The sequence below is a fragment of the Candidatus Glassbacteria bacterium genome, from assembly GCA_019456185.1.
Classification (GTDB): domain Bacteria; phylum Gemmatimonadota; class Glassbacteria; order GWA2-58-10; family GWA2-58-10; genus JAJRTS01.
Window position 1 is genome coordinate 1 of sequence record VRUH01000043.1, and the last position, 21533, is coordinate 21533.

A 21533-nucleotide genomic window follows, 5' to 3' on the forward strand; every position below is an offset into this window, starting at 1 on the left:
CGAAAAACTTAAATTACTGAAACCCAATCAACCTCAATTAGCTCTGTCCCTCAAATTTTAACCGGACAGTACTGAATAAAATTCACAAATCTCATTACTCTGGTCGGTCTGGTGAAATGGCTCAAAGATAAGATTGCGCCACCGCCCCGGCCGAAAGCCCAACCATCGTTGTATTGCCGCTACTATACACCCCAGTATATCGATAATTTACTGATTGACTCCGGGTTCCAGCCTCAGGTCTCCCTGGGCCACCTCTACCTGTGGCCGGAAATTTTAAGTAGATTCGCTCCCCTGCTAAAAAGACTGGATAGCCTTTTGTTTGAGAAAATTCCTAATTTGGCAAGATACACTTATGTCGGGGCGATTAAAGGCTGAGAGGAAGAGGATTGAGATACTAATTTACTGTTAATCGCATGCAACAAAGAGGAAAGCACTATTACGAAAACAAATGATGCTTACAAAACAGTAGCCAACACGAGATTAATTGTGTAAACTGTAACCTGATTCTCAATCTAAACATCTGTCTAGTGTACTAATCTGCCGTATTATTAATGGTCTGGTCTTTGGTCTGCCAATTATTCCGGGAGCTTTCACGAATGGAAAATCCGCTGGACGAGATATCCGCCATAGGCGAAGATATTAACGGATTCCAACAGAGATTAGTGCATGAGCCCCCTTTCAAAATTTGCTATAAGGTTATTGATGACAGAGAAGGCATCCGATCAGCTTTGCATCTGCGTTATGTTACCTACCGTCAAGTCAATTTCATCGGAGTCAATCGAGACCTGATTGATGTTGACGCCTACGACTACTATTCGACCATCCTGGGAGCATATCACATTGACGCCAGAAAGCAGACGCTGATCGGGACCATGAGAATAGTCAGTAAGAATGACGTCAGCAAAACGGCATGTTACATAAAAGAAATTGTCGAATCTGTAAAAAGCAAAAAAATACGTTTACAGACAGAGCGGGCAATGCCGTATCCATTGATGGAGTCATTTTCACTCCCCGATGGATTTCCGGATGGAGCAATTAATTCCAGAAAAGACAAAGGAAACCAGCCGAATTTGTTTGAAATATCGAGGCTCGCCATCCGCCCGGATTACTGGTTCAGAAGAATAGACGTGGGTCTTCATCACCTGTTGATTCTAAACAGTTGGGTTAACAGTTATTTACAGACTCACTTCATGGTGGCGGTACATCCAAGAACTCAGGCAAGATATGAGCGGATCGGCATGCAGCGCATCCCGGAAACTGGTAAAGTGCTGTATAAGCATGTGGACCAGTTTGCCATAGCCATGTTTGTCGATCTCGAGACACTCTTAGAGCGTGCGCGGAATTACCGTGAATCCTGTGAAGCAGTTTTTCCGCAATACAAGAAAGAGGGATACTTTTACAGGACGGTAGAAAAGCGTTTGCCTATAAATATGAGGCATAAAACCGATTAGCATCAAAGACCTGGCACCTGATGATTTAGCCTCCACAGTCTGCCTGGCTAACCCAATAGATTCGGCAGGATCATCAGCACGTACAGACTGGCCGACCAGGTGAACGATTTCCAGCCGTAACTCGGCCCGCGGCCATTCTCCGGGTCGGTCTTGAGCAGGGACACCGCAATTACCATCAGCCAGACCGCCCAGGCCGGAAAGCCGTATTCGACAATGACTTCGAATACCGCCGGCGCGATTCCCAGTTGCTCCAGGGCCGGCAGCATGGCCACAAGCCCCACACCCGCGCCAAACCAGCCGAGCTTCCTGTCGAACAACCGATCACCGAACACTGCGGCGCCGGTCAGGAAAGTCCAGAGCCCGAGGCAGATATTGGCGGTGTGCCCGCCCAGGGCCATGCCCGCGTAACGGTTGAACGCGCCTTCGATCAGGCCGATAGTCTCCACTGTCTGGGCCGACACGCCGGGCGCGGCGATCCGCTCGGCGAGCCAGGGGATCAGGATCGCCCAGCGGATGAAACCCATGGTCTGCAGGATGCCCGCCAGGACACCGAACAGGACGGCGAATTTAAGCAGGGTCCGGCTGTGGCTGCGGAACGAGCGGTAGAGAAAAACCGAGATCGCGATCTGAGAGAAACCGGTCATGGCCAGTATCCAGTAAACCGGCTGGATTACGGCCTGGCCCTGACGGTAGAGATAGAGCCTGTACTGGGCGGACTCCCGGAGCACCCCGGGGAACTCGAATACCGCAGCCAGGACGGTAAACCCGGTGAACAGGGCGATAATGTGGATGAAGATGAAAACGGCCGCGCCGTTGTACCGGCTTCTGTAATCCGCTGAATCCATCTCCTCACCCCCTACTTCCTCCGGCTCCACTCAAGCGGACCGAACGGGTAAGAGATTCCCCGCGCGGCCAGCATCCGCACCAGCCGCACCAGCGGCAGGCCCATCACGTTGAAATAGCAGCCGTCGACCTGTTCCACGAGCGTAGCGCCGTAGCCCTGGATCCCGTAGGCTCCCGCTTTGTCGAACGGTTCCTCGGTGGTCACGTAGCGGCGGATTTCATCATTGCTCAGTTCACGGAACTTCACCCTGGTCACCTCGAAAGAGCTGTCCGCGGGATTGCCGCCGGGGCCGGCCAGGGCGACGCCGGTATAGACCTCGTGGCTGCTGCCGGCTAGGCGGCCGACCAGTTCGACCGCATGCTCTAAATCACGGGGCTTGCCCAGGATTTCATCGCCGTGATAGACGATCGTGTCCGCGCCCAGCACCAATGCCTCCGGCTCTCCGGCTGCCACGGCCAGCGCCTTGCGTTCGGCCAGGGCGCAGACATGCGCTCCCGGCTCGACTGGAACATCGACGGCCTCGTCGATATGGGCCGGCAGGACGGTATGCTCCACTCCGATCCGGCGCAACAGTTCGGTGCGCCGCGGCGAGGCGCTGGCCAGGATCAGGCGGGGACGGCTGCTATCGCTCATTGGTTCAGTCGCTTTTCAGCGGTCGATTATCAGGGTCACCGGACCCTGGTTGACCAGTTCCACGTCCATCATCGCGCCGAACCGCCCGGTGGCCACCTCAACGCCCTGCTCGCGCAGAAGCTCGATAAACCGTTCGATCAATTTCTCGCTCACTTCAGGGTCCCCGGCCTTGATAAACGATGGTCTCCGTCCCTTGCGGCAGTCGCCGTAAAGGGTGAACTGGCTGACCACCAGGATCGCCCCGTCCATATCGGCCAGCGAGAGGTTCATTTTACCGTTACTGTCCTGGAAAATCCGCAGGCCCACGCAGCGGTTGACCATCCAGGCCAGGTCGTCCTCGCTCTCCTCTCCGTGCATCGCCACCAGCAGCATCAGCCCGGGACCGATACTGCCGGTAACATCCTGATCCACGGTAACCGAGGCCCTGCTCACTCTCTGGACCACCACTCGCATGCTTGTCGCTCCGGGCGGGAATGCTTAATTTGATTTTAACAAGAGTGATTGCGCGATGAACAATTTTCACCCGGCGCACCCGGTGTGTCAAGGTGGCCAGAGCGGGAGGCAAAATAGCATGGCCGGCGGTAGGCGGTACGAGCATTTCGAGCATACGGCCGATCTGGGCCTGCATATCTACGGCGAGAGCTTGAAGGAACTGTTCGAGAACGCCTGCGAGGCACTGTGCGCCCAGCTTACGGAGCCATGCCGGGTAATGCCCGCGGAAAGCAGGGAAGTCGAACTCGAAGCCAACAGCGGCGAGGAGCTGCTGCGCAGCTGGCTGGCCGAACTGCTTTTCCTTTTCAGCGGCCAAGCCTGGCTGGCGCGTAAGGCGGAGATAACGGAGATTACCCCAACCAGGCTGACGGCGACAATTTACGGCGAGCGCTCAGACCCGGTCCGTCACGAAATCGAGGTGGAGATAAAAGCGGTTACATGGCACATGCTGGGGATTGAAAAGCAGGCTGACGGGACGTTGCGGGGTACAGTCGTGCTGGATATTTAATGACTGCTATTCGGCTTTTTCAGCGGGCGGATTTTCGGCGGCTTCAGCCGGTTTCTCGGTTGCCTCAGCCGGTTTCTCGGTTGCTTCAGCCGGTTTCTCGTCTGCTTCAGCCGGTTTCTCGGTTGCTTCAGCCGGTTTCTCGGTTGCTTCAGCCGGTTTCTCGGTTGCTTCAGCCGGTTTCTCGTCTGCTTTCTCTGCATCGCCCTCTGTAGCCTTGGCCGGTGCGGGAGCTCCGTCGCCGGTCTTCTTGCCCGGTCCGGCCGGCGCTTCCTTGCCGTTGTCTTCCTTGTCTTTACTGCCGCCACCTACAGCGATTTTGATATCGTCGTAGTGGTCATCGTAGAACGAATTCAGCTTTGGCGTAAGCATCTTGCAGCGATGGTATTCTCCGACGCCCAGATCGCCAAGCGGCTGGATCAGGTTGACCGCCCGTACCGAGAGTTCCAGGAACCGACACTTGGTCACTCTTTTCTTGCAGACGAAAAGTGTCGAGCTGTAGAGACCGGTCAGCGGGTATGGTACCGCGGCGTCGTAAGGACATTCTTTTACCAGACGGTCCAGCTCGGAATAGAAGTCGAAAATATCTGTCAGTTCCAGACCCAGGGTGAGCGCTTTTACCGCCCGCTCGTTGAGCTGTTTATCCATCACTCTGACATTCATATAATCGATAATGTCCTTGGTGGCAGCGGACTCTCCGAACAGGCCGTCCTCCCGGCGCAGAAACATCTCCGCCACCACCAGGATATTGGACAGGACAGGCTCGTTCTCCTTGCTCACGAAATCCCGCTCCTCCTTCTGCCAGCCGCACAGATGATGGATCGCCTGGAACACTTCCTCGCCCAGATCATATTTCTGCAGGCTCGTCACGTTTTTCTGGATCGCCTCCCAGTATGCCTTCTGCCGATCCTCGGCCTGGGCGCCGATAATCCTGTCGCTTTCCATGACCGCGCCCCAGTTATGGAACAGGCCGGCTGTCATGTACCTGACAAGCAACTCCGGGCGATTGTTAAAATGCTGCTCGTACTGCTGAGAACAGGCTATCGCCGCGACAAAGATACCGGTATTCAGCGCATGGTCGGCGAATAAAATTGCCCGCTGGTTCTCGACGCACTCACAGACAAATCTGATCCGGAAAATCTCCAACGCTATTTCGTCGCTTTCCAGCACCTTGTCGGCCAGTTCGTCGAACCGGGGAGTAAGATTGAGCATCAGTTTCTTGAATACGACAACTTTCTGTCGCGAGAGGAACAGGCTTTTCAGCTTATCCTTGATACTCTTGCGGAGGTTGTCCAGCAGCTTGGGTGAGGGTTTGATCCGGATGTCGAAAGTCATATCCGGATTGGACTCCCGGAATTTGAGCAGCCGGTTGATCCTCTCCCAGGAGAACTCCGTCCCGGTCGGGTAAAGTACCGTGCCCTTTTCGGAGCGAAGGTCATTGGCCAGCTCGATTCCCTCCCGCACCGACTGGGTATTGATCGGGTGGAAATTGCTGAACTTAAGCAATGCGTTCAGGCCGCCGACCAGGATCGAATCGGATTCGACAATGAACAGGCTGTTGATGTCGAGATCTTCTTTCTCAGCCACGAATATTCCCGGTGAAAACGCTTGCAAGCAATCCAGATCGGTCAAGCAGAAACGGCAAAATCGTAAAATAATATTTATACTTTCTTGCCGAAAAGTCAATTAAGTTGAACCAGACTTACCAGGCAAGACCGGGGATTGGTTCAGGCCGCCGGTTACTCGAAAAAGATTAGCGGCTGCACAGGCAAACGGCGATATTAAACTGGATCGTTGATCACGTCTCGATACCGGCCCAGGCAGCCACACGGGATGGGATATCGCTGGTTATCCGAACGAGTTCGTCAAGTTCGACCGGAGCCGGGCTGGCATAGACAGCCGCGATTAAAACCGATACCGGGTTTGGCTCCAGATCGGCGGTAACAGAGGCCTGACGGCCCCGCGCGTGAATGCTGCAAAGGTCGTCCCGGCCACGGAAGCCGGCAAGCGGCTCGTGCGAAGAGAATCCCAGCGCGGAGCGGATGAAAACCGTGCAGCCGCTCAGCGGCGACCGTCCCCACTCCCAGTCTCCGCCGCTTCGGGCCTCCGGAGTCTCATCCGGCGCGAGTCCCAGTGTGTAAGTGTGCTCGGCGGCGATGATCCGCGCTTTGCCGCCGTAGCCAACCCGGTGGGCGCGCCACTGGATTTCTCCATCGATCAGCATCATGCTCTCCACCTCGATTTTCTCCTCGCCCAGCACGGCGCTCCATTGCCATTGGACGCCGTCATCGGAACGAACCGCGCCGGTGAACGGCGTGTCGCGACGGGCGTAGTTGCCCGCGCTGTCGCTGAAACTCAGCGTGCAGTCGGGCGCCATCAGGCCGCCGGCCAACTCCACGTTGAAAGAAAAGTGGCTGGAATAGGAGAAGTTATAGTACTTGGAGCGGTAGCCTGCCGATTTGTCGCAGTCCGATTGCCAGATTTGGACCTGGCCGCTGTCCCTGTGGCCCGCAACGAGAATATCCGGTCCCTCGATCAGGTAGCGGAAATCCCCCTGCTCCACCGGCAGAGCCTCCTCGGGTGCGCTCCAGAAACTGTCGTCGTCGCCCAGGCTGGCGGCGAAAAACGCCTGCATGCCCCAATAGGGATGACCGTTGTTGATATAGCTTTCCTTGATCGAGGTGCTGGAGTGCGGAGTCATCGTTTCCCGCAGCTTGTGGTTTTCTCTGTCCCACGCTCCGGCCTCCCAGAGAAACGCCAGGTTGCGGTTGCAGATCCGCCGCAACAGTCCAGTCGAATACGGCCACAGCCCCAGGCCGTGGCCCAGCACCAGCGGTGTAAGCGTGCCCCAGCGGTAGATCAGCGAGCGGCCCCACATCACGTGGCTCCCGTTGCCGCCGAACAGGTAGGGGGTGGTGCGCAGGAAATCGCCGAGCCGGGCGCGGAACCGGCTGCGCAGTTGCGGGAACCTGTCGCCGATCACCATGTCCCAGTAGAGATTATGGCTGGCGAACACCCAGAAGTTGTAGTAGTCGTACTGGTCGCCGCTGGTGGTGTCGGTATACCATCCGCTGCCCGAGTACATGCTCTCGATCGCGGCCAGGTCGTCGCGGAACCAGTCCTCGTCTCCGTGGAACTCTTCCCAGCGCTCGCCCAGGGCCATCCTCACCGCATGGTTGACCGCCGTGAACAGCGCCCAGTTGTTGCGCCGCACGTTGACCCGGGTGCAGTTTTTCAGCCATTGCTGGATATTGCGCCGCTCGCCCGCGCTGAATTCATCCATCAGACGGTCCCGCACCAGCCAGAGGCTGAACGCGACAATCGAGCTTTCCACCTGGCGCTGGTCCCAGTCGGTGGGGCTGGCGTAACCCCAGAAATCCCTGCTGGCCGGGTCCGTCCCGTGGCGCAGGGCCGAGAGGAACACCTCGCGCAGGTCATACGTTTCAGCGTCCACGCTCAACGCCTTGTCACTGTCGGGACCGGCGATTACCGCGGCCAGCGCGGGCAGAATCCGGCTCACCGAATCGCAGGTCTGGCCGCGGACAGAGAGGAAATTGTCCAGGATTGTCCCGCCGGCGTAGTCGCAGACCGCGAACGTGTCCGAGGTCCGCAGGGCGTTGCGCAGAAACCCCTCGAGAATCGTGTCCAGCACCCCGGCCCACTGCTGCCGTCCCCAGCCGGACTGCTCGATTTCAACCCTCACTGTCTCCCGCGATCCGGCCCGTGGAGGATTATCGCCGGACGTTTCACCGCCGCCACAGCCGAATTGACTCAGCAGCAGTCCCCCTCCGGCGGCCGAGGCGGTCGCACCCAGGAACCTGCGGCGGGAGATCGGTTTGCACTCTCGGGATACGCGGCGGTTGGACATCGGGGCTCCAGGCAAGGGTACTCAGCCGTCGGGATTTGAGTATCCACAGATTATACAAGCCGGCGATGGCCGCGGCAAGGGCGCGGTACAACCTAAGAATTATGTAACCATCAACCGGCCGGAAGTGTATAGAAGCGGGTATCTTTATTCAGATTCCAAAATCCTTGACACTCTACGCCCGGATGATACTAGTATAGACCTTCACGGACCGGAAAAGTGATCCGGCGGAGTCGGTCCGGGGAAAACGGCGGGGAGCCGACTGGAGAAGCGGATGAAACTGGTAAAAATGTCAATTCGCAGGCCCGTGACGGTGACGATGCTGATGGTCACGTTGGTGCTGTTCGGCGCGGTGGCCTATCAGCGCCTGCCGATCAACCTGCTGCCCGATATTAGCTACCCCACCCTGTCGGTCCGCACCGAGTTCGTGGGCGCGGCGCCCGAGGAAGTGGAAAACCTGGTCACCCGCCGGATCGAAGAAAGCGTGAGCGTGGTGAACAAGGTTATCCGCATCTCCAGCCGCTCGCGTCCGGGCCTCAGCGATGTGACCGTGGAGTTCGAGTGGGGGGTCCAGATGGATTTCGCCTCGCTGGAGGTGCGCGAGAAGCTCGACCGCCTGCGTCTGCCGCAGGAAGTGGACAGCCCGGTGATCCTGCGCTACGATCCCAGCCTCGAACCGATCATGCGCCTCGGGCTGACCAGCGCTGAGATCGACCTGATCGCGTTGCGCACGATGGCCGAGGAGCGGCTGAAAAACCGGCTGGAGACTATCGACGGAGTGGCGGCGATCGAGGTCTCGGGCGGGCTGGAGGAGGAAATCCACGTATCACTCAACGAGAGCCAGCTGGCCTCGCTGGGCCTGACTGTCAGCCAGGTCGCCAGCAGGGTTGCGGCCGAGAATGTCAACCTGACCGGCGGCACGCTCACCGACGGCGAGGCGGACTACCTGGTGCGCACGCTCAACCAGTATAAAACACCCGGGGAAATCGCCGATATCATAATCGTCCGGCGCGGCCAGGCGCTGATCCGTCTCTCCGATTTTGCCACGGTCACCCGCTCGTTCAAGGACCGCACGATTATCACCGAGGTCAACGGCAGCGAGAATGTCGAGCTGGCCGTGTTCAAGGAGGCCGACGCCAACACGATCCTCGTGGCCCGACGGGTCCACGAACGGCTGGAAGAGATCCGCCGGGATTACGGCGCTTCCAGCGGAATCAAGCTGGCGGTAATCACAGACCAGAGCCGGTTTATCGAACAGTCTATCACCGAGGTGCTCAAGACCGCGATTATCGGCGGTATCCTGGCCGTGATCATCCTGTTCGTTTTCCTCCAGCGCATCGGTGCCACCGTGATTATCGGGATGGCGATCCCGATCTGCGTGATCGCCACGTTCTTTTTCATGTACATCTCCGGCGTCTCGCTGAATATCATGTCCCTGGGCGGTCTGGCGCTGGGTGTCGGCATGCTGGTCGATAACTCGATTGTCGTGCTCGAATCTATCGACCGCTACCTTCGCCAGGGCCACAGTCCGCCCGAGGCGGCCGATGAGGGGGCCAGCCTGGTGGGCAAGGCGGTGACAGCCTCCACCATGACCACGATCTGCGTCTTCCTGCCGATCATATTTGTCACCGGCGTGGCCGGCCAGCTGTTCACCGACCAGAGCCTGACAGTCACCTACAGCCTGCTGGTCAGCCTGCTGGTGGCGCTGACCTTGATCCCGATGATGAGTTCCGGGTTCAGGGGCGGCCAGTCGTTCGGCTCCGGGCAGCAGCATTCCGCGCCGGAGGGAGGAGAAAATCCCGCACCAGAGCACGGCCCGCGCCCGGGCCCGCGCTGGATCTACTATCCGGTGGATGCTGTCGTCGGGATACTGAAAGCCGTTTTCTACTGGCTGCCGTTTGCGCTGCTGACGATTGTCAAGTGGGTGGGGCTGATAATCGGCTGGATTATCAAGGGACTGATCAGCCCTCTGCTGTACCTTTACGGCAGGCTGTACGGCAAGGTGGAGTCCAGCTACGAGCGCCTGCTGCCTTGGGTGCTGGCCCATCGCCTGCAGACAATCGGGCTGGCGTTGCTGATGTTCGTCTCCGCGGTGGCGATCTTTCCGCGGCTGGGCATGGAGTTGATCCCCGAGATGAGCCAGAACGAGATTCAGGTGGGCCTCAAGATGCCGGTGGGCACGCCGGTGGAACGCACCCGCGACGCCCTGGCCCGCATGCAGCGGATTACCATGCAGGAGCCGGAGGTGAAGCTGGTTTATATCTCCGCCGGGCTATCCAGCATGACCGGCGGCGGCCTCAAGGAGGAACGCGAGGATATCGGCCAGATGAATATCATGCTCAGCGGCAACCTCGGTCGCGAGCAGGAGGACGAGTTGATCGAGCGGCTGCGCGAGCAGTTCGAGTTGATCCCCGGCACGTCGGTAAAGTTCGGCAGGCCAGTGCTCTACACCTACAAGACTCCCGTGGAACTGGAGATCAAGGGCTATAACCTGGCTACCCTGGACCGGATTTCCGACGAAGTCGCCGAACGGATGCGCACTATCGAGGGCCTCTCGGATATCAAGAGCAGCACCGAGGGCGGCAACCCGGAAATCCAGATCTATTTCCGCCGCGACCGTCTGGCCTCCCTGGGACTGGGACTGAGCCAGATGGCCGGCGCGGTGCGGGGCAAGGTGCTGGGCGAGGTGCCCACCGAGCTGCACAAGCTGGGACGCCAGGTGGATATCCGCGTGCGGGTGGAGGAGGAGGACCGCGACCGGCTCGAGGATATCCGCAACCTGACCGTGGCCCGGGTGGGCGGACGGCCGATTACTCTGGAAGCCGTGGCCGACCTTAAAGTGGAGCAGGGACCCAGCGAAATCAGGCGCGTGGACCAGGAGCGGGTGGCGGTAGTTTCGGCCGGGCTGGCCGGAATCGATCTGGGCGCGGCTATCGAGCGGATCGATTACGCTCTGGCCGATATCGCCGTGCCGCCGGAAATCTCGCTCAGTATCGGCGGTCAGGGCCTGGAGATGAGCCGCTCGATGGACAGCATGATTTTCGCCATCTGCCTGGCCGTCTTCCTGGTTTACCTGGTGATGGCCAGCCAGTTCGAGAGCCTGCTGCATCCGCTGGTGATCCTGTTCACGATCCCGTTCGGCCTGATCGGCGTGATCTGGTCGCTGTATGTCACCAGCGGCGTGATCAGCGTGGTGGCGCTGATCGGCGTGGTGATGCTCTCCGGAATTGTGGTCAACAATGCGATTGTGCTGGTGGATTATGTCAACGTGCTGCGCCGCCAGGGCAAGAGCAAGCACGAGGCGCTGACCGAGGCCGGCAACGCCCGCCTGAAACCGATCCTGATGACCACCGCCACAACCGTGCTGGGCCTGCTGCCGATGGCGATCGGGCTGGGCGAGGGATCAGAGGTCCGCGCGCCGATGGCCGTGGTGGTGATCGGCGGGCTGCTGGTGGGCACGTTCATGACCCTGCTGCTGCTGCCGACTGTTTATAGCTTGTTCGACTGGCGGGATTAGCGGGCAAGACCAAAGCAGGACAGCCCCTGTTTCCCCCGCTACTATACAAGGGGGATTTTAAACCCTGGCACCCAACCCGCCAAGTGAACAGAAATCTTCGCCGCTCAATTTCCCCTCAATAAAGGGGGTGCCCTCGGAGCGGGCGGGGGTTGTCACTCAGGTTTTCCGACGAAATGTCTCATTTTACCACCAAACACCGGAAACATTTGCCCCGCGGCCTTTGTGCGCTTAAATTTGCTGCGTAAACCAACCATGTCCAACCAGAAACTCTCACCAACACGGTAAAATTCCTCGGAGGCCCACCTTGCAGGAGACCCCAGGCTTAATGGAGCAAATTACCGACGCGGTCGGCTACCTGAGCAACCTGGTCTGGGGCCCGCCGATGCTGATCCTGCTGGTGGGCACGGGAGTCTACCTGACTGTCATCCTGCGGGGCCTGCAGTTTACGACCCTGCTGCCATCGCTGCACCTGGCGCTCGTCAAGCGCCGCGACCCCGGCAGCGAGGGCGATATCAGCCACTTCCAGGCACTGATGACCGCCCTGGCCGCCACGGTGGGCACGGGCAATATCGCCGGGGTGGCCACCGCCATTCATCTCGGCGGACCCGGCGCGCTGTTCTGGATGTGGATCACCGGGCTGTTCGGAATGGCCACCAAGTACGCCGAGGCGCTGCTGGCGGTCAAGTACCGCACTACCGACAAGCGCGGACTGATGTGCGGCGGGCCGATGTATTATATCAGCGAGGGTCTGGGCTGGAAATGGCTGGGCGTGCTGTTCGCCGTTTTCGCCACCGTGGCCTCGTTCGGGATCGGCAACATGGTGCAGTCCAACAGCGTCTGCGATGCGATCAACACCACGTTCGGTATCTCGCCAACGGTTACCGGGCTGGTGATCACGCTCGCCACGGGGCTGGTGATCCTGGGCGGGATCCGCTCGATCGGCCGGGTGACCGGGCTGCTGGTGCCGCTGATGATCGTGTTCTATATCCTCGCGGCGCTCTACGTCCTGATTGCCCGGGCAGACCAGCTCGGCGCAGCGTTCGCGCTGATTTTCCAGCAGGCGTTTACCCCCACCGCCGCCGGCGGCGGGTTCGCCGGGGCCACGGTGATGATGACTATCCGGATGGGCGTGGCGCGCGGTGTGTTCAGCAACGAATCCGGGCTGGGCAGCAGCGCGATCGCCGCGGCCGCGGCCCAGACCAGGCACCCGGTGCGTCAGGCGATGGTGTCGATGACCCAGACATTTATCGATACGCTAGTGGTCTGTACGCTGACCGGGCTGGCGATCATAGTCAGCGGCGTCTGGGACAGCGGCGACACGGGCGCCGGGCTGACCACGATGGCGTTCAACGCGGTAATCCCCGGCGAGGTGGGCGGCTGGATCGTGGCGGTGAGCCTGACCCTGTTCGCCTACAGCACGATCCTGGGCTGGAGCTACTACGGCGAGAAGAGCCTGGAGTACCTGGCGGGCGAGCGGGCGGTGATGCCCTACCGGCTGGTGTTTACGCTGGTGGTGATGGTGGGGGCGGTGTCGAAACTGAATTTCGTCTGGCTGATCAGCGACGTGATGAACGGGTTGATGGCCGTGCCGAACCTGATCGGCCTGCTGATGCTCAGCGGGGTGGTGGTGAAAGTCACCGCCGGTTATTTCAACTCAAAGTCATCCGGTGGACTTTCCTGATCGCCTTGAATATCATCTTGCCCTGCTGGGTACGGTGCTCGCTGATCAGCAGTCCGCATGAATTCTCGATCAGGTCGAACAGTTCCTTCCGGTTGAAACGGGAGAGTTCGAGTCCTCCCTCGCTGCCCACCGATACTTTCTCCCAGCGGAACAGCCTGCGGAACCAGGGCAGGTACAGCGGCAGTTCGGTGATTATTTTACGCCGGCAGAACGCGGTCAGGCTCTGCAGCAGCAGCCGCGCGGTGTCCTTGGGGTAGCAGGCGATTATCCCCGTGCCCACGATCAGGTCGAACTCCTCGGTGGTGGGATATGGGTTGAAACTGCGGTAGATGATGTTGGGGTATGGGTTGAGCCTGCTCGCCAGCTCCGCCAACGCCTCGGTGGGCGCGGTGCTGACCACGTCCACCTCGCCGTTCTCGGCCAGCTTGCGGGCCAGATAGCCGGTCCCGTTTTCCAGCACAAGCACCCGGGTCTCGTGCAGATCGCGTGTGTGGTCGAGCATACCGAATACGCGCTCGGCCATCGCCTGGCTGTTCCGGCTGAATACCTGAGCCGCGTCGAGCTGCTTTTTCTCCGCCTGCCCCGGCTCGACCAGGGGCAAAACCAGTTGCTCCAGCCGCTCGCTGAGCCGCTCCGAGAACTGGATAATCTGCTGTTCCGCCACCCTGGCCTGGTTGCTCATCCGTCACCGCCGCAAAAGATTGCCCGCGTTCAAAAAAGCCGGGGCGGCCATCCCCGCCGGTAACACCGGAGGGGATGGGAACCGCGGCCCGGCCTGGTGATTCGTTGCAAGTTCAGCAAATCTCTTCCATGCCTTCATTATACAGGCCTGGGAGTACCGGGCATCGCCACCGGCCGCACGGGCGGATTACTGCTGAAATGGTAATCGTCGGGGACCAGCGAGAGCTCGCTGGTCATCATCTCGTCCCAGGTAATCAGCTTGCCGGTGTAGGCGGCCTCGCGGCCCATCACGCAGGCCAGCGTGCTGTCGACAGCGTAGTCCAGGGCGTCGTTGCGCGCCTTGCCGCTGCGGATCGAGTCCTGCAGGACCTCGTGTTCGAGCACCGTGGCGTTATGCCGTTCACGGTAGCGGAAGGGGTTCTGCCCGCGGATAGTGCGGCCGCTGTCCGACTCGCCGAGGGTACCGACAACCCGGTTCTCGTTCTTGTTCTCGCAGTTGGCGATCTGGCGCAGCATGCAGTGGACATGGATGTCGTTCGGGTACTCGTAATCGACAGACATGTGGTCGTAGATATTGCCGAATTTCGGGTCGGTGCGCACCTGACGGCCGCCGTTGGCGACCGCGCTGATCGGGTGTTCGCCCAGCGTCCAGTTCATCCTGTCCACCTGGTGGACCACCATCTCCACAATCTGGTCGCCCGAGAGCCAGGCCCAGTAGTACCAGTTGCGGCACTGGTATTCCATCCTGCTCCAGCTCGGGTTGTCGCCGCGGTGCCAGAGGTACCCACCCATGCGGTGGATACTGCCGGCCTTGAACTCGCCGATAGCTCCGTCCTGCGTGCGCTTGATTACCTCCTGAATCCCGGGGCTGTGGCGCGACTGGAGGCCGACCACCACGCTCAGGCCCTTGTTCTTGGCGTCTTGGGCGCTGGCCCGGACCTTACGGCAGCCCACGGGGTCGGTGGCAAGCGGCTTCTCCGCGAACAGGTGCAGGCCGCGCTTGACCGCTTCCTCGAAATGCAGCGGGCGGAAACCCGGAGGGGTCGTCAGGATCACGTAATCCAGGTCGGGGACCGCCAGGAGCTGTTTCCAGGCCTCGTCGCCGGAGAACATGTGGTCCTTGTCGACCTTGATATTTTTCTGCAGCTCGCCGGACAGTTCACGGGAGCCGGTCTTGAGGGCGTTAAGGCTCTTCTCGATCTGGTCGGGAGCGACATCAGCCATCGCCACTAGGTCGACACTGCCCTTGCCGGCCTCGATTGCGTTGGCGCAGGCTCCGGTGCCGCGGCCGCCCACCCCGATTGCGCCTACCCTGAGCTTGTCACCCTGGGCCCGGCCGGTATTGACGAACGGGAAGGCGCTCAGCGCCGTGGCTGCCACGGCCCCTGCCGTAATGAATTCCCGGCGGGACAGGTTCTTGCGATCTTGAGTCGACATTTATCCTCCTGCTGTGTTAGGTACGGACTCAATCGTCGGTGTTTCCGGATATGTCGTGAGAGCGCAGGCGGGCCGGTGCGCCGGAGGGGGTACGATGACCAGCCTGCCTGCTTTGTTCAGAATTTTTAAAGTATCACTTTAGCCCCGGCTAAGCAAGTCGGCAGCAGTCCGGGAACGGCTCATGTTTTTTTCTTTTTCCCCTCCTTGTTCGCCCCGCTGGCCTCCATGGCCCTGCCGATCTCGGCCAGCAGCTTCTCGTTGCCGGTCGGCTCGGCGATCTCCCGGGCCTTGCGGCAATATTCGCGGGCATCGTCCAGACGGCCGGTGCGGATACCGGCCTGGGCCCTGAAGAGCGACGCCACGGCCAGGTGATCGTCCATTCCCTGATCGGCCGCCAGCGATTCGCCCTCCTCGATCATCCGCGCTCCCTCCTCGTGCCTGCCCAGGCAATCGAGCACCTCGCCCCAGTAAAGCAGGTCCTGGATCGTGACCGGCAGATTTCCGTGCTGACGGGCCAGGTGCAGGCTCTCGTCGAAATAGCGCAGGGCGCTCTCGAAAAGACGGAGGTTGTAATAGTAGATCCCGATCGTGGAAAGCAGGGTTGCGACATAGGAATAATCCTGCTCCTCGCGGGCGAATTCCAGCGCGCGAAGGTAATGTTCCAGTGCCTTTGCGACTTCCTTGATCTCGTAATATGCGTTGCCCAGGTTGGCCAGCCAGACACCCTGGTTACGGATATTCCCGCTGCGGCTGGCCAGGCTCAGGGCCTGGCGGTAGTAATCGATAGCGGTCTCGTATTCCTGCAGGGAGAAGTACACCGAGCCGATATAGCCCAGCCAGTTGCCGGTCTGCTGAAGGTCTCCCGAGTTGCGCAGGGCTTCGAGCGCCTTGTGGAACAGTTCCAGGGCCTGGTCCGTATTTTCCTGCTCGTAAAGCAGGCGGCCGAGGTTGCTGAGGGCTGTAACCGCGGCTGTCTCATCACGACGCTCACGGGCCAGCTCCAGCGCCTCCTCCAGCGTGGACCTGGCCTTGTCGAACTCCCCGGTACGCTGCTGAATAAAACCCGCGTTGAGCAGCGCCTCCAGCCGCTGGTCCGGGAAATTTTTTTTGCCGCAGAGCTTGAGCGCCCTGCCAAACGTTTTGCCCCCCTTGTCGTAGTCTTCGCGCTTGATCTGAAGGTTGCCTAGGGCCAGCAGGCTTTTGATTTTCAGGTAGGGGTCATCGCACTGGAAGGCTGCCGCCCGGCTCTCCTCGAAATACCTGGCCGCCCCGTCCCAGTCTCCCCGCACCTGCATCATCTCGCCCAGGGCCAGGCTGGCCTCGAACAGTGCGTTGGGGTGTCCTCCGCCTGCGGCCAGACGATGCGCCGCGCCGAGCATGCCCAGCGCTTTCTTGCTGCGACCGGTTCCCATGACAGCCCGTCCCGCCTTGACCATCAGCAGCGCGTGCACGGCCGCCGCCTCTTCGGCGTTGCTGCCGGTCAGCTCCAGGCCGTTGCGGGCCAGGGCCTCCTCGAACGAGCGCTCCGCGCCCTCGTAATCCTCCAGCAGCAGCAGCCGTTCGCCGGAGGCGAACAGCATCTCGACAGCCCAGTCGCTTTTCAGCAGCCAGGCCCCGGAAAGCATCGCCGCCGTGGCGAAAGTCATGTCGCGTCCCTCGTCCTCGGCCAGAGCGAAAAACATTTCAGCGCAGTGCTGACGCAGCGTGGAGAGCCGATCGGCAGGGATCGTATCCAGAACGATATCGGCCACCAGGGGGTGGACGAACCGGACGGACCCATCGGCGGCGGGTCCCGCATGCGGCATCAGCAGGCCGCGGTCGGCCAGCGAGGCCAGGACTCCCTCCAGGTCATCGGTGTGCTGGGCGCCGCGCGAGAGCAGCCCGGCCAGCATCTCCACACAGGAGTAAGGGCCCAGCACGGCGACCGCCTGCAGTAGGCCGCGGCGGAGAGAATCGAGATGGCGGAGCCGTTCGCGGACGAGGCCGGAGATATCGATAACGTCGAGGGCGCGGGTCCGCGCCTGCAGGGCGCCCAGCAGTTCCCTGCGCAAGGAGGAAGCCCTTTTTTCCGAATCCCGTTCGGCAAGCAGCCGGTAGCTCTCGATCAGGAACAGCGGATTGCCCGGCGAGCCCTCGATAACCGCATCGCGCGAGCGCCGGGTCAGCGCGCCGCCGCCGGCTTTTTCCTCCAGTTCAGCCAACAGCTTCCTGCGGCTGTGGCGGGAGAGACGGCCGAGGGAGAACTCCTGAAACTCCTGGAGGTAATCGAACCGGGCGCTGAAAGGTCTGGTGCTGGAGGTAAGGATCAGTAACGGCCAGAGATGTTCTTTCTTATGGACGAGGTGCACCAGCAGTTCAAGGCTGGTCACCTCGACCCGCTCCAGGTCGTCGAAATGAAGAACCGTGACCGGCAGATCGCTGTCGCCGCCGGCCGTGGCCCGGGTGGCCTGAAGGTAGTGTCTGACTGCGTTGAAAACCTGCAGTTTCCCCCGGCCGCTGCGCCGGATGCCGGTGTAGAACTCCACCGGATACCCGACTCCCAGCAGCTGTCCGAGCACGGGCAGGGTCGTCTCGGCGTCAAAGATCTCACGGGGGAATTTAAACGATGTAAACGCGGCCAGCCGGGCCTCGAGTTTTTCCTTGCGGGCGTATTCGCTTTCCCACAGCGACATTTCGAGATCGGCGGCCAGCGCGCTGCTGAACGTGCCGAACGGGAGAGTGGAGGAACTGTCGGCGCGCGGAGCGATATAGCGCAAGTGGGAGTGTTGCCTGGCCAGAAAAACCAGCTCCGAGATCAGCCTGGTCTTGCCGATACCTTCCTCGCCGAACACGTGAATCCAGAGGGCCTGGCGTTTGCGGGGAGAGTCGAGGAACTCGCGGATCCGCTTTCCCAGCGCGTTAAGTTCCTTGTCCCTGCCAATCAAGGCGAGATCGAGCATTGCGGGATGCCCCGGAGGTGATTGGGGAGGAGAAAAATTTGCCGGTATCGTCAACAAAAGATAAACAGGAAAAATTGCCGGTACAAGCAAAATCAGCGAAATGACCGGTTGCCGACAGCACCCGTGACATGCCACCCGGCCTCGGCATGCGTACGTATATACTTTACTGATTTTATCTTATTCGGGGGAATATTCGAAATATTTATCCTCGTATCAGCTTGACAAAGGAAAGCGAAGCGGGGTATAGTTGAAATGTGGTTTGTTTAAACAATCTCAAACTCAAAGGGAGAATTACCGGGAGAACACAGTTCAAGCTGACAGAACGCGGTCGGCACCGCGAAGCCCCAACAGAGCAAACGGGCCGGCATGGAAAGAGCCAGTAAACTGAGATTTTATCCGGGGAGTTGAATGGCTCAGCGAGATTTGAACAAGGTAATCCTCATCGGGAATATCGGCCGCGACCCAGACATTCGCCAGACTGACAACGGTAGCGTGATCAGTACATTTTCCCTGGCCACCAACACGACGTGGGTCGGCAGGGACGGTGTGCGCAACGAGCGAACTGAATGGCACAATATCGTTGCCTGGAACCGGCTGGCGGAAATCTGCCACCGGATAATCCGCAAGGGCGACCAGATCTATATCGAGGGTCGGCTGCGCACGCGAAACTGGACCGATGAGAGCGAGCAGCGGCACCATCGCACCGAAGTTATCACCGAGCAGATGATCAAGCTTTCCCATCACGGTGAAAGAGGGCACGACGGGGAGGAGGGAACGGAAAACCGGGCGACTGATAACGGGGACAAGCAGTACAGTGGCAGCAGCGGTTAGGGACCGGGCGAACAAAGGAAGCAGACAAGCGAAACGGAGAGAATTACGATTACGGGCCGTGACAAACAGAAGAAAAAACCGGCCGCCGCACCGGCGGACAAACTGGATGCACTGAGGATTGCGTTGCAGCGCAACACGAAGCCGTCCAACAAGTTCATGAAAGCGTTCGAGAAACTGATGCGCAAGGACGGCGAGCCGGACGGTTGAGCTGATTGCGTGATGGAGCGAAAACACAAAGACAAAGGCACTCTCCGCAGATTGTTATCGCCGCGAGTGCCTTTGTGCATTAACTTACATTTCCGGCAGCGCGCCCGAGGTTATTCCTTGACTACCCAGACCTTGACCTCGGTCTGGACTTCCGGATGAAGCTTGATCAGTACTGTGTATACGCCGAGCTGCTTGATCGGCTCATCCAGGATCACTCTGCGCCGCTCGATTTCGTGTCCCTGCTTGGCCAGTTCACTGGCGATATCCGAGGCGCTGACCGAACCGTAAAACTGCTCTTCGTCGCCGACTTTGACCTGGAACGTGAGCGAGATATCCTTCATCTGCCCGGCCAGCTTACGGGCCGCCTCGGTTTCCTGCTCGACCAACTGGTGGGCTTTTTTCTTTTCGAATTCGATCCGCTTGAGATTGCCTTTGTTGGCAGGGTAGGCCATATCCTTGGGGATCAAGTAGTTGCGGGCATGCCCCGGCGCTACTTCCACCACTTCGCCGATTTTGCCCAGTGCCTCGATATTCGAGCGCAGGATTACTTTCATTCTTCCTCCCGGTCAGACTGTCTATCTTCAGATTTCACCAGATTAGCGTAAAGCATGCACAATTCCACCGGCCCCGTCTCAAGCCTGAGAGACGTTGCGGCGGAAATCTATCCAGGTATCCAGCAGCCCCAGCGCCAGGTGAATCATCACCAGCGGCGTAAAGCAAAGCACGATTGTCAGGAGCCGCAGAAAAATTCCTCCCTTGCGCTGCAGAACGAAATGGAAGATCACCGACAGGCCGCGGATCACGTACAGCACGCCCATTACGAACAGCAGGTTAAGCGAGAGCCTCAGGATCAGTTCGCTGCCGCCGGCGAGCACTCCGCCGGCCAGTCCGGCGACAACCGCCCAGATCCAGTTGTCCTCGAACCGGTACTGGATGAAACTGCTGATGCCCAGCGACAGATGGAATTTAGAGCGTCCGTAGCGGCGGAACACGATCACCGCCAGAAAAAAACCGGCCACCATCATCAAGCCGAACTGGCCCGGCATCAGCCGGACAACCAGCAGGTTCATCTCCTGCCAGGCGATTTCCTGTTCCACGTCGCCCGCGGCGCTGTCGGAGGCCATCTGCTGCAGCATCTGCTGCGACTCCAGCACGCTGCTTTCCAGTTGGGCCCAGCTTTCCCAGGCGCCACTGGTTACCGCAACCGCGGTCAGCGCCGCACCCGCGGCACAGCCGACAAGTGCGCTGGAGGTCACGGAACTGAAATAGTTGCCCTTGAGGCAGTAGACCGCAACCAGTGCGCTGGCAGCCGCGAACAGGGCCAGCAGGGGGTTGTACCAGATACCGAATGCGACAATGGGCACCAGCGATAGCGCCGCCAGTTGACGCCAGCGCAGCCTGTTGTCGCAGCAGAGAACCAGCAGTCCCAGCGCTCCTCCCGCTCCCACCATCAGAAACGGGTTGGTTACTGCAATCGCCGCCGCGATCGCCAGCGGCAGCCAGGTCGTGCGCCTGTTGGGTCGGACCATCGGAAGTCACCCGTACGTGCGGCGTTCTCCGGCCTCGCCGGAGCCGTCGGTTTAGCCCTCGAATTCGCCGATATACGGCAACAAAGCCAGATAGCGCGCCCGCTTGATAGCCGATGAGAGCTGACGCTGGTGCTTGGCGCAGGTACCGCTGGTGCGGCGTGGTACGATCTTGGCCCTCTCGGTGATATAGCGGGCCAGCATCCTGTAGTCCTTGAAATTGATAGCCTTGATTTTGTTTTCACAGAAGTTGCAGGTCTTCTTGCGGCGACCGTCCATCGATCTGAACCTTCTCATCTAGCCATCTCCCTTAGTAAATATTCACTGCGGACACCCGTCGATCCCCGTTCGGCGTCACCCGGTTTAGCCGGTCGCTGACGGGGAGAGGCGAAGAGCTTGGGCAGTTATTTTTTACCGCCGTCATCGCCCGAGGCCGGTTTCTGCGCCAGCACGCGCTCGGTGTCGGGATCGTAGATCACGATCAGGCTGCGGATCACGATGTCGTTGATCTTCAGCCTGCGCTCGATCTGCTCGAGCGCTTCGGACTCGGCGTTGAAGCGGTAGATACGGTAGAAGGCGTTTTCCTTCTTTTTCAACGGGAAGGCCAGCTTGCGCTTGCCCCAGTCGATAGTATCGCTCTCGATAATCTCCGCGCCCTGGGCGGTGAGGATTTCGAGCACGCTGTTGAAGGTGTTGTCGACCTCGGAATCTTCGATAGTCGGGTCAAGCAGGAGGACGATTTCGTACTTCTTCATCGGCCGTCTCCCTTCGGTCAGTTAGGTCCCCGCCACAGCCGTCGCGGGAACAGGGGGTTAGTGTACTGTAAGCTGAAGCGAGGAGATAATTTAGGCAGGAGAACAGTAAAAAGCAAGGTTAATTGCGCAGACAGCTTAAGATCAGTGAAATATTTGTCCAAATTAACGT

The 21533-nt window shown here is 59.7% G+C and carries 17 protein-coding genes; 5 read left to right on the plus strand and 12 right to left on the minus strand.

Translation table 11 applies throughout. The annotated features are described in order from the left end of the window. Positions 1-596: 596 nt before the first annotated feature. Complete coding sequence (locus FVQ81_13615; GenBank protein MBW7997587.1) at positions 597-1451, plus strand: hypothetical protein; 855 nt, start codon at positions 597-599, stop codon at positions 1449-1451. A gap of 47 nt (positions 1452-1498) precedes the next feature. Here the strand turns inward: FVQ81_13615 and FVQ81_13620 are convergent, their stop codons facing one another. The 3 genes from FVQ81_13620 to FVQ81_13630 are packed head-to-tail and all read right to left on the minus strand — an operon-like array spanning position 1499 to position 3381. Further along, entirely contained in the window at positions 1499-2296 is a 798-nt protein-coding gene (locus tag FVQ81_13620) for a DUF4386 domain-containing protein (GenBank protein ID MBW7997588.1), read from the minus strand. A gap of 11 nt (positions 2297-2307) precedes the next feature. Then, the gene (locus FVQ81_13625) at positions 2308-2928 is read right to left on the minus strand and encodes a septum formation inhibitor Maf (GenBank protein ID MBW7997589.1); all 621 of its coding nucleotides are present in this window, start codon (positions 2926-2928) and stop codon (positions 2308-2310) included. A 15-nt stretch (positions 2929-2943) separates the two neighbouring features. Beyond that, positions 2944-3381: a D-tyrosyl-tRNA(Tyr) deacylase gene (locus tag FVQ81_13630; GenBank protein ID MBW7997590.1), complete on the minus strand. Its 438-nt coding sequence runs from the start codon at positions 3379-3381 to the stop codon at positions 2944-2946. 55 nt (positions 3382-3436) lie between these two features. Here FVQ81_13630 and FVQ81_13635 point away from each other — a divergent pair, with 55 nt between their 5' ends. Then, complete coding sequence (locus FVQ81_13635; protein ID MBW7997591.1) at positions 3437-3928, plus strand: archease; 492 nt, start codon at positions 3437-3439, stop codon at positions 3926-3928. A 6-nt stretch (positions 3929-3934) separates the two neighbouring features. On the opposite strand, the gene FVQ81_13640 is transcribed toward FVQ81_13635, so the two are convergent. After that, a complete protein-coding gene (locus tag FVQ81_13640; GenBank protein MBW7997592.1) occupies positions 3935-5512 on the minus strand; it encodes a hypothetical protein in 1578 nt (525 codons plus the stop codon). Between the two features lie 211 nt (positions 5513-5723). Continuing rightward, entirely contained in the window at positions 5724-7793 is a 2070-nt protein-coding gene (locus tag FVQ81_13645) for a DUF2264 domain-containing protein (GenBank protein ID MBW7997593.1), read from the minus strand. Positions 7794-8064: 271 nt separating this feature from the next. Here FVQ81_13645 and FVQ81_13650 point away from each other — a divergent pair, with 271 nt between their 5' ends. Next, positions 8065-11307: an efflux RND transporter permease subunit gene (locus FVQ81_13650; protein MBW7997594.1), complete on the plus strand. Its 3243-nt coding sequence runs from the start codon at positions 8065-8067 to the stop codon at positions 11305-11307. 325 nt (positions 11308-11632) lie between these two features. Further along, positions 11633-12988: a sodium:alanine symporter family protein gene (locus FVQ81_13655; GenBank protein MBW7997595.1), complete on the plus strand. Its 1356-nt coding sequence runs from the start codon at positions 11633-11635 to the stop codon at positions 12986-12988. On the opposite strand, the gene FVQ81_13660 is transcribed toward FVQ81_13655, so the two are convergent. The 3 genes from FVQ81_13660 to FVQ81_13670 form a co-directional block, all read right to left on the minus strand. Next, positions 12957-13670, minus strand: a complete 714-nt coding sequence (locus FVQ81_13660) for a hypothetical protein (protein MBW7997596.1) — start codon at positions 13668-13670, stop codon at positions 12957-12959. The two genes, FVQ81_13655 and FVQ81_13660, sit on opposite strands and share 32 nt — an antisense overlap. Before the next feature lie 137 nt (positions 13671-13807). Continuing rightward, positions 13808-15106, minus strand: coding sequence for a Gfo/Idh/MocA family oxidoreductase (locus FVQ81_13665; GenBank protein MBW7997597.1), 1299 nt, complete (start codon positions 15104-15106; stop codon positions 13808-13810). A 179-nt stretch (positions 15107-15285) separates the two neighbouring features. Then, positions 15286-18045, minus strand: coding sequence for a tetratricopeptide repeat protein (locus FVQ81_13670; GenBank protein ID MBW7997598.1), 2760 nt, complete (start codon positions 18043-18045; stop codon positions 15286-15288). A 408-nt stretch (positions 18046-18453) separates the two neighbouring features. Here FVQ81_13670 and ssb point away from each other — a divergent pair, with 408 nt between their 5' ends. Further along, the gene (ssb, locus tag FVQ81_13675) at positions 18454-18876 is read left to right on the plus strand and encodes a single-stranded DNA-binding protein (GenBank protein ID MBW7997599.1); all 423 of its coding nucleotides are present in this window, start codon (positions 18454-18456) and stop codon (positions 18874-18876) included. Positions 18877-19193: 317 nt separating this feature from the next. On the opposite strand, the gene FVQ81_13680 is transcribed toward ssb, so the two are convergent. From FVQ81_13680 to rpsF, 4 genes are all read right to left on the minus strand, one after another. Further along, on the minus strand, positions 19194-19637 hold the full coding sequence (locus tag FVQ81_13680; protein ID MBW7997600.1) for a 50S ribosomal protein L9: 444 nt from the start codon (positions 19635-19637) through the stop codon (positions 19194-19196). Positions 19638-19715: 78 nt separating this feature from the next. Next, positions 19716-20612 carry a DUF2232 domain-containing protein gene (locus tag FVQ81_13685; GenBank protein MBW7997601.1) on the minus strand — a complete coding sequence of 299 codons (897 nt, stop codon included), beginning with the start codon at positions 20610-20612 and terminating at the stop codon, positions 19716-19718. A gap of 51 nt (positions 20613-20663) precedes the next feature. Next, the gene (gene rpsR / locus FVQ81_13690; GenBank protein ID MBW7997602.1) at positions 20664-20906 is read right to left on the minus strand and encodes a 30S ribosomal protein S18; all 243 of its coding nucleotides are present in this window, start codon (positions 20904-20906) and stop codon (positions 20664-20666) included. Positions 20907-21013: 107 nt separating this feature from the next. Then, positions 21014-21364, minus strand: a complete 351-nt coding sequence (rpsF, locus tag FVQ81_13695) for a 30S ribosomal protein S6 (protein ID MBW7997603.1) — start codon at positions 21362-21364, stop codon at positions 21014-21016. Positions 21365-21533: the final 169 nt, after the last annotated feature.